Origin of the sequence: Ramlibacter sp. (assembly GCF_035655895.1) — a bacterium.
Taxonomy (GTDB): domain Bacteria; phylum Pseudomonadota; class Gammaproteobacteria; order Burkholderiales; family Burkholderiaceae_C; genus Ramlibacter.
Map to the genome: position 1 here is coordinate 269835 of NZ_DASRTN010000008.1, position 14295 is coordinate 284129.

The following is a 14295-nucleotide window of genomic DNA, read 5'->3' on the forward strand; positions in this document are numbered from 1 at the left end:
GGGTACTTTTCTTCCAACGGAAGCGCCCGAACGATGTCTGAAACGACCGCAACCACTACCACTCAACGCCGACCCCGGCAGCCGGACTGCCGTCTCACCGATCAGCAGTTAGCCAACCTGATCACAAGAGAGCGCCCGTACAAGGTGTTCGACGGCAACTCGCTCTTCGTCCTTGTCACACCGAGCGGGCAGCAGCACGGCCGCGAAAATTTTACTGTCGTCACTCGAGATCAACGATTAGCTGATGTCCTGTACCGTGCGCGGTCAGCTGCCCTGTCGCGACCCATCAAGGCTCATCTGACGGACACCGCCGCTTCGTTGGGCCTCACATACGGGCCGAACCTGTACCCAGAGGTTATTGACTTGGCACACGCGTCGAAGGCGGAGCTTAGGGCACGCTTCCCGAACTGGAATCCTGCCTGGTAAGAGCTTACCGGCTCAACGCGTCCGGTCGAGGTGGGGTACTGAAAGGGCACTGGCGTGCGTGCTTGACCTGGCTTCCCTCGCTGTTTGATGCAGATTCTGCTGCTGACTATTCCGCTATACATTCGTGGCCGATGGATTCAGCCGGCCTGCCAACAGGGGCCTGAGCCTCCCGGCTGCTAGCATCCCCCGCGGAGGAGAAGATGACGACCCAGATCATGGACGAGCTGCGGCAGCGGCTGCAGCAGGCCCTCGCGCGTGGCGCCTACAACCAGAACACCATCGACGCGCAGACCGCCGCCTTCTGGGAACACTTTGGACCAGACGTGCTGCGCAGCGTGGATGGCGAAGTCCTGCTTCGGCTGCTGCACGGACGCCGCGATGACGAGCCGCGCTGCATGGCCTATTGGCTGGAATTCAAGAGCGACGAGGAGTTCTCCTGCAAGCTTTATGGCGGCGTCGGTGGCGGTAGCGCCCTGAAATTCGGCCTGTACGAGAAGCAGCCGGCAGGCGTGTGGGTGACCGGCTCTCCGCAATCACAGCGCAACTTGGACCTCCAAGACGCCATCTCGTTCGCCCGCAAGCAGCGTGACGAACTCGTCGCCGGTTCGGAGGTGCTAACAAACTTCGAGCCCTCTCACGCGAGCGACGACGCCTGCGCCACCCTCGATGCTGCAATGCGCCAGGCAGCTCCCAACCTTGCTGCGGCGGGCTGGGCCCACAAGTATTGGTTCTTGGTTCATCCAGACCGGCTGGACACCTTTCACAGCCCGCAATGGCAGCGCTTTCACTTGATGAAGCTGCTGCAGACGCCCCCCGACGGAGCGGGCGTGCTCGACGGCCAAGCTTCGCGCTTCGTGTGCACCGGCCGCTTCCTGACACTCGCCCGGGAACTCGGAACCTCGATGACCATCTTGGGCAAGCTCCTGGGCGAGCAGCACCCGCACCACCGCTACTGGAGGCTCGGCACCACCTCCGGCAGCACCGGAGAAAGCCAATGGCCGGTCATGAGGGACCAAGGCCTCGTTTCGATCGGCTGGACACAGTTCCTCTCCGATCTATCGGGCGAGCTCAAGGAGGCGGAACTGAAGCAGCGCATTGCCGCCCGGCTCCTGCCTGACTACGAGGATCGCAAGACGGCGACTCGGAAGGCGGGCGAGATCGTCAACTTCCTGCGCGAGATGGAAGAGAACGACGTCGTGGTCGCCTGTGAAGGAGCGACCGTGCGGGGCATCGGCCGAGTGGTCGGCCCCTACGAGTACCGCGCCGATCTGGCCTTTCCACATGTTCGGCGGGTCCAATGGCTCTCGCTCGAAGAATGGAAGCTGGACCCGCTGGAGGGGCCACGGACCACGGTCTATCCCTTCGGCCGGCACCCGGTCAACGTGCTGGGAGTTGAAAGCCGGCTCGCCGGCGCAGCACCAGTCGCCGTTTCCGCGGCTCCGGTGAGCATGCCCGCGTTACCGGCCTTAGATCCATGGAGCGCTCGGGTCGAAGCTGCGCTCAGGCGCAAGGGGCAAGTGATCCTCTATGGGCCGCCTGGCACCGGGAAGACGTGGCGCGCTCTGGCGCTCGCGAAGGACCTGGCTGCGCGCCATGCCTTCCGTAAGTCGGCCGGCCAGCTCGACGCGCAGGACACCGCGGCGCTTACCGGTCAAGGCGGTCTGGTGCGAGTGTGCACCTTCCACCCTAACTGGGGTTACGAGGATTTTCTGGAGGGCATCCGACCACAGGCCACCGGCGGTGTGATCACCTTCCTCGAACGCGATGGCATCTTCAAGACCTTGTGCGTGGATGCAGCAGCGGCGCCTGACAAGAACTTCTACCTAGTAATCGACGAGATCAATCGCGGCGACCTGCCGCGCATCTTCGGCGAGCTGATGACGGTGATGGAACTCGACAAGCGAGACCAGTCGATCACGTTGCCCGTGAGCGCCAAGCCCTTCCGCATTCCTCGTAACGTGTTCGTGGTGGGCACAATGAACACCGCCGACCGCTCGATCTCGTTGCTCGATGCCGCCGTGCGCCGACGCTTCGCATTCATTGAGCTGATGCCGGACACCGGTTGCCTGGACGGTCGTCAGGTGCGCAGCCTGCCGCTCGGCCCGTGGCTTTCGGCCTTGAACGCGCGCGTCCGCAAGCACCTCAAGCGCGATGCCCGCAACCTGCAGGTTGGGCATGCCTATCTAATGCCTGCGGCCGGCATCAACTCCTTCGCCGGCTTCGCGCGCATTTTGCGGGACGAGATCGTGCCGCTGCTGGAGGAGTACTGCTATGACGACTTTCACACCCTGCAGCAGATCCTCGGCAAGGACCTGGTCGATGCCGAGGCCGGTCGTATCGTGGAGGAGCTGTTCCTCCCCGAGCGGGAAGACGACCTGCTGCAGGCGGTGCGCTACGAGGAGGTCGAAAAGATCGCGCTGACCGAAGGCACGCCTTTGGCCGAAGACGACACGGACCTGAACGATGACGAGGGCAGCGCGGAAGCCAACGACGCCAGATGACTCAGCTGCAGATCGATGCAGTCCTGACTGAGTGGCAGCAAGAAGGGCCATTTCCGCTGTCGCCGCAACTGCAGGAGCTGCTAGGCCCGAGTGAGCACGGACCGGGTATTGCGGCGCTGCTGGGCGAGAAGCTGAGGCTGACGCCCGGCTTTGGCGGCTTGGAGATCGCCGCCACCTCCTACGTGGGCCGAGTAGAGGTCGGGCCGCTTCGAGTAACCATCCATCCCAAGATCGCGACAACGACCCTCGCGCGGATGCTGAAGTACGTGTACGGCCTCACGGATCTGTGGCAGCCTGAGCTGCCCACAACCGTGTTGCTGGACGAACACGGGCTGCAGGACCTGCTGGTGCAACTTCTGGTGCGCGAGGTGGAGCGGTTCTGGCGTGCCGGCCTGCCGAAGGTATATCGGCCCCGAACTGATCGGCTGGAAGCGATCCGCGGGCGTCTTCAAGTGGAGGCTCTCGCCCGCCGGGGAGTGCTGACCGAGCCACGCATCCCTTGCAGATATTTCGAGCGCACCGCCGACTGGCACCTGAATCAAGTCCTGCTGGCCGGTTTGCGGCTTGCGCGTCGCGTGTGCCAGCAGCCCGTGCTGGCACGCCGGGCCGAGGGGCTCGTCCGAGCTCTCGATGGCGTGGAGATGCTGGTCACTCTCAGGCATGAGGACGTGCTCCGGGCCCGCAGCGGGCTCACGCGCCTCACTGAAACCGCCGCGCCAGCCCTCGACTTGATTGAACTGCTGCTAGAAGGAAGCGGTATCGCTCTGGATGGTCCGCGCGAACTGAAGGCTACCGCGTTCCTGTTCGATATGAACCGGTTCTTCCAGCGCTTTCTCTCGCGTTTTCTGCGCGAACATGCCGCCGGACTGCGGGTGGATGACGAACAAACAATCCGGGGGCTCTATCGCCTGCTACCCGCCGACGCAGACCTCCGCAGGCGGCGCCCACCTGCGCCGCGGCCAGACTTCGCGCTTTCTGACGTTCGCGGGACGCTGAGCATGTACCTTGATGCAAAGTACCGCGACCTTTGGCGCACGTCGCTGCCACCAGAGTGGCTCTATCAACTTTCGGCCTACGCATTGGCCAGCCCCAATCGCACCAGCGTACTGCTGTATCCGACTACGGTCGCAGCGGCGCAGGAAGAGCGGATCGCGGTTTGCGCTCCCGCGAACGGCAACCAGCTGGGCAGCGTCGTTTTGCGGCCTGTGGCAATCGACACCTTGGGCCGGCTCGCCGGTTCCACCCGCAGAGCGGACCTTGAACAATGCGCCGTCATCGCCAAGCAGCTCGTGAGCAGGTATCCCGCCGACACTGCAATGCCTCAAGAGGCGGAAGGGCAGTAGAGGCAGCAACAGTCGTAAAGGTGGCTCGCGGGGGTATGAATGGGCCAGATTCCAGCGAACCGCTAATGATCTTGCGGATGACCACTCCGCCAAATCACGCGCGAACCATCCAGGAGTTCTTCACCACGCTGGCGCTTCATCGCGCCGCTTCTGCAGGCCGGGGGCCGAGTTGAGCGCTGTGCGCACAAACGTGCTGCTGCTGGCTGGTGTTCGGCGTTGGTCTACCGCTCCGTACTCGTGCGCGCTAGGCAATGGCGTGGGCGATATGTATGCGGGGCTGTTGTGCGAGCGGGCGATGAGTTGCTGCAGTTCAAGTGCGCGGAGGCCGGCGAGGGCGCTCCAGGTGAAGCTTCGAGACCTGGCCCTCTCACTCGCGCGCGCGACCCCTGGCGTCTGCCCACGGCTCCACTTCGCCGGGCTTGACGACTTCGGATTGGTCTTCCCGGCCGGGTTCCTGCCATCCGCAGAACAGGTTCGTGCGGGACGCGATCAAGACCGTCATCACCTTGCCTGTGGCCTTGTGCCGTACCCGGTCGCCCGGTTGAAAGGGATGTTCCGCCTGTTCCATTGCCGGCCAGCATACCAACAGCTCAGCCATTGGTGGCACGCCGCGGCGACATCGACGGCTTAGGCGGCAGGGCTCCGTTCCTGGATCAATCGATCAAGCAGAGCGCGAAGTGCATCCGGATCGAGGGGAGCGATCAGGTACGCATCGGCTAGGGCCTGCAAACCGGCGTCGCGATGCAGATCGTCCACATACACCGCCGACGTCAGGATGATCGGCGTGGTGGCGGTCGCCTTCCGCGACCGCAAGGTGGTGCACACGTCGATGCCGTGCACGTCGGGCAGGTTGACGTCGAGGATGATGGCGGAGACCTGGGAAGCAAGGTTCACGGCATCGTGTCCCGTTTCCGCTTCAAGCGTGCGATAGCCGCCCGCCCGCACCATTCGCTCGGTCGAATACCGCTGGGCGGGAACATCGTCCACCACCAGCACCGTGTGCCCACTCCGGTCGAACACGTTCTCGGCCCGTCCGGGGCGACTGAGCCCCAGGTTGACGTGCTCCAGGATGCTGGCGAACCCGCTGCCCGACCGTTGTCCCGGTGGTGCCTTGTTGCTGGTCATTCGCAGATTTTCCCACGCAGGCCCGCCTCGACGCCCCCAGCCTTCGGTGGTCGCGCCGTGGTCGGGGGAGCAGATGTGGCCGTGGCCATGACCCCTGGGGCACACCATTGGGGCCCTCGTGGCGAGCGTCACGTCAAGCACTCTTTATTGGCCGCTGCCGCCGGCCTGCGCCCAGGCGTGTCCAAGTTCACCGTTCAAGCACTCGGCTGCGCCAATTGGGCCGGAGAACTGCTGGGTTAGCATTCCGCATGCTCGTCACCACCAGAACGCGACTCGCCATGGCGATCGTCGCGGCCATCCTCTCCGGTTGTGGGGGCGGCTCCGTTCCGTTGACCAAGGTGGCAGACGCCCCGGCGCCCGGTCCCGTCGAGGCACCGGCGCCAATCACCTACGTGGTGGAGAACCTTGGCGTCAACCCCAATGTGGGGCTGGCGGCGTTCGACCTCGGGCAGACCTTCGAAGTGCCGACGACGGCGCAACTGAAGCGCCTGGAGTTGCACCTGCGTGGGTACGACCTGGACGTGACGGTGGCGCTCTTCGCCACAGCGGCCGGCATGCCCACCGGGCCGGCGCTGGCGACATCCGGTCCGAAGCGGTTGAACCTGATGGACGCCGACTACGCCTTCGACTTCCCGAGCGCGCCGACGTTGACAGGTGGAACCACCTACGCGTTCATGGCCTCGGCGCCCGCGGGTGTCCAGGCGCCGGTGGACACGACGGCAGGTTATGCAAAAGGCACGGTGGTCGTCACCAGCCCCCTCCCCGCGTACGACCTGCGCTTCCGGGTCCATTTCTCCTACTGATGTCCTGTGCGGGGCCGCATCGCGCCGCGGCGACCTGCACCGATACGAACACGTCCGGGCTGCGTCAGTGCGCCGTCGCCGGATGCCGCCGCGCCGCCAGCACGTACACCACCGCGCCCAGCACCAGCAGTGCGGTGGCGATCCAGAGCGACAGGGCGAAGCCATCCGCCGCCCTTGCGCTGCGTGCCACCAGCCACGCTGCCAGCGGCGGCCCGGCGATCTGTCCCAGCCCGTAGGCGGCGGTGAGCAGGCCCATGAAGCTGGTGGCCTGCAGCGGCCGCACGCGGCGCACCTCCTGCATCGCGAAGAAGGTGATGGCGGTGAACGGCAGGCCCAGCAGCAGGCTGCCGATCGCGAAGCCCGCCAGCGTGGGGCTCACCAGGCTCGCGGCCACGCCCGCGGCCTGGATGACGTAGCAGGCCGCCAGCCGCAGCCGCAGGTCGCCGCCGGGTGGCAGGCGCGACGCGCCCAGTGCGCCGAGCATCACGCCGGTGCCGAACAGGGGCCAGAACAGGTCCAGCCAGTGCGACTCGGGCAGGGCCTGGCGCGCGATCACGGGCAGGAAGGTCGCGGTGATGATGTAGCCGATGCCCGCCAGGCCGTAGGCCAGCGTGAGCAGGCCCATCTCGCCGCCGCCCGCCGGCACGTGCACGGGCGCTGCCGTCGCCTGCTGGGGCGCCGGCGCCTGCGCCGGCAAGCCGCGCCGCGCGTCGAAGACCCGCCACACCAGCGCGGTCAGCAGCGCGGCGAGCGCGCCGAAGGTCAGCCAGCCCCAGGAGGCCGGCGCGTGCAGGTTCACCAGGGCGGTGGCCGCGAGGCCGCTGGCCACGATCCCCATGCCCGGGCCGACGTAGATCAGCGCGCCCATCGCCGGCACGCCGCGCCGCGCCAGTTGCTCGAGGCAGAAGCCGGACGTGTACAGGAACACCACCGCACTCGCCATGCCGGCGGCGAACCGCAACAGGGTCCGCGCGGCGGGCCGGTGCAGCGCCATGCCCAGCGTGAGCAGCGCCGTCGCGACCAGCCCGAAGCGCACCAGCTTCGGCCCGTTGACCGCGGCGGTGAACCCGAAGCGCCGCCACAGCCACGGCTGGAACGTGCATGCCAGCGCGCCCAGCAGGTAGCCCAGGTAGTTGGCGCTCGCCAGCAGGCTGGCGCCCGGCAGGTCGATCGACCGCTCGGCCAGCATCATCGGCAGCAGCGGCGTGAAGGCGAAACGGCCGATGCCCATCGCCACCCCGAGGGCGACGAGGCCGGCCATGGCGATGGTGAGGGGCGCCGGCGGTCTGGAGGTCGTCATGTCGGCGCGCAGTGTCGCACGGTGCGCGCGAGCAGGAGGCCTGCCGCCCCGACCATCGGCCTACCGTCTGGCCGCCTCGCCCAGATGCTTGTCCAGCGCCGCGCGTGCGCGGGCTGCCGCCTCGCGCTGGCCGCGCTGCGCGAGCACGTCCGCCACGCCGCGCAGCTGCGAGGCGGTCAGGCCCACGTTCAGGCTGATGCGGATGTGCGCCTGCAGCTGCGGCTCCACGCCCGCCAGCGCGGCGAGGGCGCCCACGGTGGCCAGCTCGCGGCTTGGCCAGTCGAGGTTGTCGCGCCCGAAGATGTCGCCGAACAGGTGCGTCTTCAGGTACTCGTCGATGGCCGGTGCGAATTCGAACAGCGCTCCCTTGACCGGGCCCCCCGACAGCCTGGTCTGGTTGGCCGTGCCCAGCGCCAGCAGCTCGCGGCCGGTTGGCAGTGGTGCCGGGTCGCGGCCCGGCGCGTCCTGCACGCCGCGCTGGCGGCGTGCCTCCAGCACCTTCATCAGCTCGCCCAGGGCATTGAGGCTGCGCGGAAAGCCCGCATAGGCATACAGCTGCACCAGGATCTCCCGGGCGTCGCTGACCGTGAGGCCCGCATCCAGTCCCTCGTGCAGGGCTGCATGCAGCTGCGGCAAGTCTCCGGTCGCCATCGCGGCGCCGATCGGGGCGATGGCTTGCTGCTGCCGGCTCAGCGAAGTGGGGTCCATGGTGCTGCTCTCCTGGTGCGGTTGCGCGGACGCAGCGCCCCGGCCCGGCGCCGCCGCGGCGGCGAAGGCTGCCGCCAGGACCGTCCGGCGCGGGACTGCTTCAGCGCGCGTTGTATTGCTCGTCACCGACCTTCTCCATCCACGTCACGTTCCTGCCGTCGAGGGTGCCCGTGACGGCCAGGTGCGTCATCGCGGTGGTCGGCGCGGCGCCGTGCCAGTGCTTCACGCCCGGCGGGCACCACACGACGTCGCCCGGGCGGATCGTCTGCACCGGCTTGCCCCATTCCTGCGCCAGCCCGACGCCCGACGTGACCACCAGCCGCTGGCCCGCGGGGTGCGTGTGCCAGGCCGACCGGGCACCCGGCTCGAAGGTCACCAGCGCGCCGGAGGCGTTCATCTCGCGCGTGGCCGGCCAGACCGGGTCCACCCGCACCCGGCCCGTGAAGAACTCGGCCGGCCCCGGTGTGGAGGCCTCCGTGCCGGCCGGCGTGATCTGTTGCGCGAGCGGCGCATCGGGCTGTGCGAGCGCGGCGGCCGCCACCAGGGCCGTGAGGCACGGGGCGATGCGGGAGAGGCGGAAGGTCATGGGCATCCTTGCTGTGAAAGATCTGCGAGCAGGGGCGAAGGGGGGGCAGGAGCGGCAGGGCCGGCCGGCCGGATGCTGCAAGCGGTCATGTGCCGGCGTCGTGGGTGCGCGGCGCAGCGCCGGCTGGCAGCAGCCGGCGGCCCCTGCCCACCGTCGCGGCGGCGAGCACCAGCAAGGCGGCGCCGCCGGCGAAGGTCGCCTGGACGGAGAACGCGTCCAGCAGCCAGCCGCCGAAGGCCGCGCCGGCCATGATGGCCAGCTGGATCGCCGCCACCATCAGGCCACCGCCGGCTTCGGGCTCGTCGGCCACGCCCTGCGCCAGCCAGTTGGACCAGCACACGGGGATGGCGGCGTTGAGTCCGCCCCACAAGACCATGGCGAGGGCGGCGGGCCACAGCGCGCCGCCCCCCGCCAGCAGGGCCAGCGTGGCCGCGGCGAGCGCGAGCGGCAGGCCGCCCAGCAGGCGCTGCAGGTGGCCCGGCAGCAGGGCGGTCGCGGCCGAGGTGCCGACGAAGCCGGCCGCACCCAGGCCCAGCAGGAGCAGCGACAACTGCGGCAAGGTGGCATGGGTGACCGTCTCCAGGAACGGCCGCAGGTAGGTGAAGGTGGCGAAGGCACCGCCGAACGACAGCATGACGGCCAGCATCGCGAAGGCCACGTGGCGCCGCCGCAGCAGGCTCAGCACGCGCAGGGCGGGCGTGGCCGCTGGCGGTCGCATGGCCGGCAGGCTGGCCCACTGCCAGGCCAGGTTGGCAACCGCCAGCGGGACCAACAGCCAGAACACGCCGCGCCAGCCGATCCAGCCGCCGAGGAAGCTGCCCACGGGCGCCGCGACCGCAGTTGCGACGGCGTTGCCCATGTAGAGCACCCCCATCGCGCGTGCGAGGGCGGCGCGCGGCACCAGCCGCATCACGGTCGCCGTGGACAGCGCCCAGAAGCCGCCGACCGTCACGCCCAGCAGCGCGCGCGCCACCATCAGCACGGAGAAACTGGGCGCCAGGGCGATCAGCACCAGCGATCCGAGCATCGAGGCCGTCAACGCCATCAGCACGTGCCGGCGGTCGAAGCGGCCGGCCACGGTCGCGACCAGCAGGCTGGTCAGGACCGCGAACAGGCCGGAGATGGAGATCGCCTGGCCGGCCATCCCGTCGGTGGCGCCCAGGTCGCGCGCGATCGGCGTCAGCAGGCTGACCGGCATGAACTCGGCCGCGATGAGCAGCGCGACGCACATCGTCATGGACCCCACGGCGCTCCACGCCCCGCGCTGCGGGCCGGTGGCGGAAGGGAGGGCGGCGGATGGACTGGTGGGCATGGGCGTGGGCAAGGAGCGCGCACGCCGCAACGGCACTGCTGGTGCCGCGTGGCGGTGCGATCGGGACAGCTGCGGGAAAGGCCGCAAGGGAAGGGATGCATCGTAGGCGCGGCACCTGCCCGGCGGACGGCGCCGCCTGGCATGGGGACATGAGCGGCGGTCATGAATGGCGGGCTCCTAGAATCGACGCGCCACCCGCTCGCCCCCAGCACGCCGCCATGCCCCGGGAGAACTTCAACGACCTGCTCGCGTTCCTCGCCGTCGCGCAGGAGCGCAGCTTCACCCGCGCGGCCGCCAAGCTCGGAGTGTCGCAGTCGGCGCTGAGCCACACGGTCCGGGCGCTGGAGACCCGCCTGGGCGTGCGGCTGCTGGCGCGCACCACGCGCAGCGTGGCGCCGACCGAAGCCGGCGAGCGCCTGCTCCAGACCCTGGTTCCGCGCCTGGAAGAGATCGAGGCGGAGATCGCCGCGGTCAGCGACATGGGCGAGCGCCCGTCGGGCACGATCCGCATCACCGCCATCGACCACGTGATCGACCAGGTGCTCTGGCCGCGGCTGGCGCCGGTGCTCGAGCACTATCCCGACGTGCGGGTCGAGATGAGCGCCGACTACCGGCTCGTGGACATCGCCGCCGACCGCTACGACATCGGCGTGCGGTTCGGCGACCAGGTGGACAAGGACATGGTCGCGGTGCGGCTCACGCCCGACGTGCCCATGACCATCGTCGGTTCACCACGCTACTTCGCGACGCACCCGGTGCCAACCCGCGTGCAGGACCTCGTGCGGCACAACTGCATCACGCTGCGGCTGTCGGGCAGCGGGGGGCTGTACGCCTGGGAGCTGCGGGACGGCGACCGCGAGGTGGAGGTGCGGGTCGGCGGCCAGCTGACGTTCAACGGCGCCTACCAGATGCTGCATGCGGCGGTGGACGGCCACGGACTGGCCTTCCTCCCTGGCGACATGACCCAGCCGCACGTGGACGCCGGCCGGCTGCGGCTGGTGATGGACGACTGCTGCCCGCGCTTTCCCGGGCTGCACGCCTACTACCCCAGCCGGCGCAACTCGTCGCGCGCGCTGCGGGTCGTGATCGACGCGATCCGGTTGCAGGCCTGAGACACGGCGCGGCCGCCGCCGCGGGCACGCCGCGGTTCCTGGCCGCCCACGCAAGGCGCGCGAGTGGCGTCGCCGCGCGACAGTCCGGACGGCCGGCCACGACGCCCGGACGCGTCATTCCTGGCGCGCGCGACGCAGGCGCACGATGAGGGCGGCATAGACCAGGCCGGCGGCCAGGCTGGTGTGACCCGAGTACATCACCAGGGCCAGCGCCCAGCCGTGCGCGGTGACCGGAACGGCCAGTGCGGCCAGCAGCAGCAGCGTGGCGGCCGCGCGCAGGCCGCGTGTGGTGGTGCGCGGCAAGGCCCGGCCGAACAGGTCGTCCTGCTGGCGTTCGGAGCCCAGCGCGAGGGCCGCGAACGCGGCCACGCACAGCAGCAGCGTGAGCGCGTGGGTCATGCATCGCCTCCCGAGGTCGAGACGATGGGCGCTGCGGCCCGGCCTTGCGCACGCGCCGGACGCACGCGTGGGCGATGCCGGGCGGTGCGGATCGCCAGCGCGGCGTGCAAGGCGGCGAGCGCCCAGCACATCAGGTCGACGCCCGCGAACACCCAATCGCCTTGCGCGAGGCTGTGCCACAGGGGCCGGGCGGTGGTGACCGCATTGAGCACGGGCAGCAGTGCCAGCAGGGCCGTGGCCGCCCACCATTGCTCCACCCACGCCTTGCGGGCCGGGCGTGCGACCGCATGCAGCAGCGCCGCGGCCCACAGCGCGAAGAAGACATGGATCTCCCACTCGCCGCGGGCGGGTAGGCCTGGCGGCAGGAGGCGGTTGGCGCAGAGGTAGCCTGCCATCGCGACCGACAGGCCGGCGATCGAGGCGATGTTCAGGCGCTCCACCAGCCGAAAGCCGAAGGAGGGCCGATCGGGATCGGCCTGTTTCTGGCGGCGCTTGACGGTCCACATCACGAGCCCGGTGCCCACCATGGCGGTGCCGGCCAGGCTGACGATGAAGTACAGCCAGCGCAGCTCGAGGTCGCTGAAGCGGCCGAGGTGCAAGGCATACAGCACGCCGCGGGTCTCGGCCGCCGCCCCGACGTGCTCGCGCACTTCCAGCAGATGGCCGGTGGCGCCCTCGAACAGCATCGATTGCGGGCTCATCGAGACACGGCCGGTGTCGGCATGGGCGATCGCCACGCGCGCGGCCGCATCGCCGGGCAGCGACACCGTGATGCGGCCGACCTGGCCGGCCCCCCAGCGCTGCTGCGCCTGCCGCACCATGCCTTCCAGCGGCGCCAGCGGTACCCTGGTCCCCGTCGCCTTGCCCGCTTCGATGAACACCGTGGTGGCCGCACTCATTGCCTGTCGTTCGGCCGGTGTCTTCAGGGCCGCGTCGCTGCCCCAGGGCATGTACATCGCCATCAGCGTCACCAGCCCGGTGTAGGTGATCATCAGGTGGAACGGCAACCCGAACACCGACAGTGCGTTGTGCGCGTCGAGCCAGGAGCGCTGGCCCTTGCCCCAGCGGAAGGTGAAGAAGTCCGTGAAGATCTTCTTGTGCGTGATCACGCCGCTCACGATGGCCAGCAGCATGAACATCGCCGCGGCGCCCGCGAGCCAGCGGCCCCAGGCGATGGGCATGTAGTGGAACTGGAAGTGGAAGCGGTAGAAGAAGTCGCCGCCCAGGGTGTCGCGCCCGGCGACCTTCCGGCCGGTGGCCGGATCGAAGAAGCCCTCGCCGAAGCCGCGCTGGCGCGACCCGCCGCCGCCGCGCCAGAAGGCGTAGACGCTGTTGTTGCGGTCGTCCGCCAGCTTCATGCTGTACTGCGTGACGCCCGGCACCGCCGCCTCGATGCCGGCCGCCACGCGTGCCGCCACGCCGGCGGGGTCGGGCACCTGCACCTGGTGCGGCAGCTCGGGCCGCATCCACTGCGACAGTTCGTCCTTGAAGTACGACACGGTCCCGGTCAGGAACATCGCGTAGAGCACCCAGCCGAGCAGCAGCCCGGCCCAGGTGTGCAGGTCCGCCATGCGCTGGCGCAACCCCGGGCCGGCCAGGCGCGGCCCCTCGTCGTCGCGTGCCACGGTCATGACGCGGCTCCGGCGAACCAGACCGACCAGGCGGCCACGAGCAGCGGCACGCCCACCACCAGCAGGCCGGCCCAGGCGCGCCAGGCGGTGCGCGCCGCGAACACCCAGATGACCGCGGCGGCGTAGAACACGAAACTGAGCAGCTGTCCGGTGAGCACGCCTTGGACCTTGTCGAAGGCCAGCGCGATGGCGGCGACGCTCGCCAGCGCCGCCAGCACGTAGCCGCCCACGGCGGCGGCGGCGATGCGGGAAACCAGCGGGCCGATGCGTCGAGCCCGCGCCAGCGCGGCGTTCACGGGGCGCTACTTGGCGGGAGCGGCCGCCGGCCCGGCCGGAATCGGCGCGACGCCGTCGGCCTTCACGTAGGTGAGGGTGGTGGCATAGCTCACGCCGTCGTAGCGCTCGGGGCCGTTGGCACCGGTGCGCTCGCCGGCGGTGGCGTCGTTGAAGCTGGCCTCGGCCACGTAGGTGCCTTGCCAGGGCATGTCGAAGCGCACCACGCCCTGCTCGTCGGTGTGGCCTTCCTTGGACCAGCCCGACTGCGTCACCAGCGTCACCTTGCCCTTGGCCTTGGGCTGGCCGCGGAAGAACAGCTTGAACTCGCCGACCCTGCCGGTGGGCACCAGGTCCAGCACCAGCCTGGGCTGCAGCGGGGCGATATCGGTGATCAGCCGCGCCGCCGGGCGGTACCAGTTGGTGGTGTTCTTCTCGCCCTGCTTCCAGGTGTAGAGCGGGTAGCTCGCGTCCTCGGCGACGATCGACTCGCCGCGCGCGGCGGCGAACGGAAGGGTGAAACCGCTGGCTGTCTTCACGGCATCGGCGGGCTTCTCGCCCTTGGCCGACAACAGCGTGGCGACCGGCTTGCCGAACTTGTCGAGCAGGCCGGGCGAGGCCTCGCGCAGGTTCTCGCCGAATTCGCCGAAGCGGATCACGGCGGTCTGGCCGGCGGGCTGCTCGATCCAGATCTGGTGAGCCTGCGCCGCCGAGGCGGCGAAGGCGAGGCTGGCGAGCGCGATGCGGGCTGCGTTCATGTCGAATCCTTCTGGAGG

Annotated in this window: 14 protein-coding genes; 4 read left to right on the plus strand and 10 right to left on the minus strand. The window is 69.3% G+C overall.

Annotation, left to right across the window (positions count from 1 at the left end; translation table 11 throughout):
• Positions 1-626: 626 nt before the first annotated feature.
• Both VFE82_RS10910 and VFE82_RS10915 read left to right on the plus strand, forming a co-directional pair.
• Positions 627-2927 (plus strand): AAA family ATPase, encoded by a 2301-nt coding sequence (locus VFE82_RS10910; RefSeq protein WP_325000331.1) that lies wholly within the window; start codon positions 627-629, stop codon positions 2925-2927.
• Positions 2924-4270, plus strand: coding sequence for an McrC family protein (locus VFE82_RS10915; RefSeq protein ID WP_325000332.1), 1347 nt, complete (start codon positions 2924-2926; stop codon positions 4268-4270). Before VFE82_RS10910 ends, VFE82_RS10915 begins: the two co-directional genes overlap by 4 nt.
• Positions 4271-4637: 367 nt before the next feature.
• Here VFE82_RS10915 and VFE82_RS10920 read toward each other — a convergent pair whose 3' ends face one another.
• Entirely contained in the window at positions 4638-4838 is a 201-nt protein-coding gene (locus VFE82_RS10920) for a hypothetical protein (RefSeq protein WP_325000333.1), read from the minus strand.
• Between the two features lie 59 nt (positions 4839-4897).
• Positions 4898-5395, minus strand: a complete 498-nt coding sequence (locus VFE82_RS10925; protein WP_325000334.1) for a response regulator — start codon at positions 5393-5395, stop codon at positions 4898-4900.
• Between the two features lie 248 nt (positions 5396-5643).
• Here VFE82_RS10925 and VFE82_RS10930 point away from each other — a divergent pair, with 248 nt between their 5' ends.
• Entirely contained in the window at positions 5644-6198 is a 555-nt protein-coding gene (locus VFE82_RS10930) for a hypothetical protein (protein WP_325000335.1), read from the plus strand.
• Positions 6199-6262: 64 nt separating this feature from the next.
• Here the strand turns inward: VFE82_RS10930 and VFE82_RS10935 are convergent, their stop codons facing one another.
• From VFE82_RS10935 to VFE82_RS10950, 4 genes are all read right to left on the minus strand, one after another.
• The gene (locus VFE82_RS10935; protein WP_325000336.1) at positions 6263-7498 is read right to left on the minus strand and encodes a YbfB/YjiJ family MFS transporter; all 1236 of its coding nucleotides are present in this window, start codon (positions 7496-7498) and stop codon (positions 6263-6265) included.
• A gap of 60 nt (positions 7499-7558) precedes the next feature.
• Positions 7559-8206, minus strand: coding sequence for a carboxymuconolactone decarboxylase family protein (locus tag VFE82_RS10940; RefSeq protein ID WP_325000337.1), 648 nt, complete (start codon positions 8204-8206; stop codon positions 7559-7561).
• Positions 8207-8306: 100 nt separating this feature from the next.
• Positions 8307-8792, minus strand: coding sequence for a (R)-mandelonitrile lyase (locus VFE82_RS10945; protein WP_325000338.1), 486 nt, complete (start codon positions 8790-8792; stop codon positions 8307-8309).
• Positions 8793-8877: 85 nt separating this feature from the next.
• A complete protein-coding gene (locus VFE82_RS10950) occupies positions 8878-10029 on the minus strand; it encodes an MFS transporter (protein WP_325000339.1) in 1152 nt (383 codons plus the stop codon).
• Positions 10030-10322: 293 nt separating this feature from the next.
• Here VFE82_RS10950 and VFE82_RS10955 point away from each other — a divergent pair, with 293 nt between their 5' ends.
• Positions 10323-11216 carry a LysR family transcriptional regulator gene (locus VFE82_RS10955; RefSeq protein WP_325000340.1) on the plus strand — a complete coding sequence of 298 codons (894 nt, stop codon included), beginning with the start codon at positions 10323-10325 and terminating at the stop codon, positions 11214-11216.
• A 114-nt stretch (positions 11217-11330) separates the two neighbouring features.
• On the opposite strand, the gene VFE82_RS10960 is transcribed toward VFE82_RS10955, so the two are convergent.
• The 4 genes from VFE82_RS10960 to VFE82_RS10975 are packed head-to-tail and all read right to left on the minus strand — an operon-like array spanning position 11331 to position 14277.
• Entirely contained in the window at positions 11331-11615 is a 285-nt protein-coding gene (locus VFE82_RS10960) for a DUF3325 domain-containing protein (protein ID WP_325000341.1), read from the minus strand.
• Positions 11612-13246 (minus strand): PepSY-associated TM helix domain-containing protein, encoded by a 1635-nt coding sequence (locus VFE82_RS10965; protein ID WP_325000342.1) that lies wholly within the window; start codon positions 13244-13246, stop codon positions 11612-11614. Before VFE82_RS10965 ends, VFE82_RS10960 begins: the two co-directional genes overlap by 4 nt.
• Entirely contained in the window at positions 13243-13542 is a 300-nt protein-coding gene (locus VFE82_RS10970) for a DUF3649 domain-containing protein (protein WP_325000343.1), read from the minus strand. Before VFE82_RS10970 ends, VFE82_RS10965 begins: the two co-directional genes overlap by 4 nt.
• 6 nt (positions 13543-13548) lie before the next feature.
• Positions 13549-14277, minus strand: a complete 729-nt coding sequence (locus tag VFE82_RS10975) for a cobalt ABC transporter substrate-binding protein (RefSeq protein ID WP_325000344.1) — start codon at positions 14275-14277, stop codon at positions 13549-13551.
• Positions 14278-14295: the final 18 nt, after the last annotated feature.

What these genes read in the sequence shown, in the direction of transcription:
- VFE82_RS10925 (WP_325000334.1), bottom strand. Translation starts at nt 5,395, where the DNA reads ATGACCAGCAACAAGGCACCACCGGGACAACGGTCGGGCAGCGGGTTC.
- VFE82_RS10910 (WP_325000331.1), top strand. Translation starts at nt 627, where the DNA reads ATGACGACCCAGATCATGGACGAGCTGCGGCAGCGGCTGCAGCAGGCC.
- VFE82_RS10940 (WP_325000337.1), bottom strand. Translation starts at nt 8,206, where the DNA reads ATGGACCCCACTTCGCTGAGCCGGCAGCAGCAAGCCATCGCCCCGATC.
- VFE82_RS10975 (WP_325000344.1), bottom strand. Translation starts at nt 14,277, where the DNA reads ATGAACGCAGCCCGCATCGCGCTCGCCAGCCTCGCCTTCGCCGCCTCG.
- VFE82_RS10930 (WP_325000335.1), top strand. Translation starts at nt 5,644, where the DNA reads ATGCTCGTCACCACCAGAACGCGACTCGCCATGGCGATCGTCGCGGCC.
- VFE82_RS10915 (WP_325000332.1), top strand. Translation starts at nt 2,924, where the DNA reads ATGACTCAGCTGCAGATCGATGCAGTCCTGACTGAGTGGCAGCAAGAA.
- VFE82_RS10935 (WP_325000336.1), bottom strand. Translation starts at nt 7,498, where the DNA reads ATGACGACCTCCAGACCGCCGGCGCCCCTCACCATCGCCATGGCCGGC.
- VFE82_RS10920 (WP_325000333.1), bottom strand. Translation starts at nt 4,838, where the DNA reads ATGGAACAGGCGGAACATCCCTTTCAACCGGGCGACCGGGTACGGCAC.
- VFE82_RS10950 (WP_325000339.1), bottom strand. Translation starts at nt 10,029, where the DNA reads ATGACGATGTGCGTCGCGCTGCTCATCGCGGCCGAGTTCATGCCGGTC.
- VFE82_RS10945 (WP_325000338.1), bottom strand. Translation starts at nt 8,792, where the DNA reads ATGACCTTCCGCCTCTCCCGCATCGCCCCGTGCCTCACGGCCCTGGTG.
- VFE82_RS10960 (WP_325000341.1), bottom strand. Translation starts at nt 11,615, where the DNA reads ATGACCCACGCGCTCACGCTGCTGCTGTGCGTGGCCGCGTTCGCGGCC.
- VFE82_RS10965 (WP_325000342.1), bottom strand. Translation starts at nt 13,246, where the DNA reads ATGACCGTGGCACGCGACGACGAGGGGCCGCGCCTGGCCGGCCCGGGG.
- VFE82_RS10955 (WP_325000340.1), top strand. Translation starts at nt 10,323, where the DNA reads ATGCCCCGGGAGAACTTCAACGACCTGCTCGCGTTCCTCGCCGTCGCG.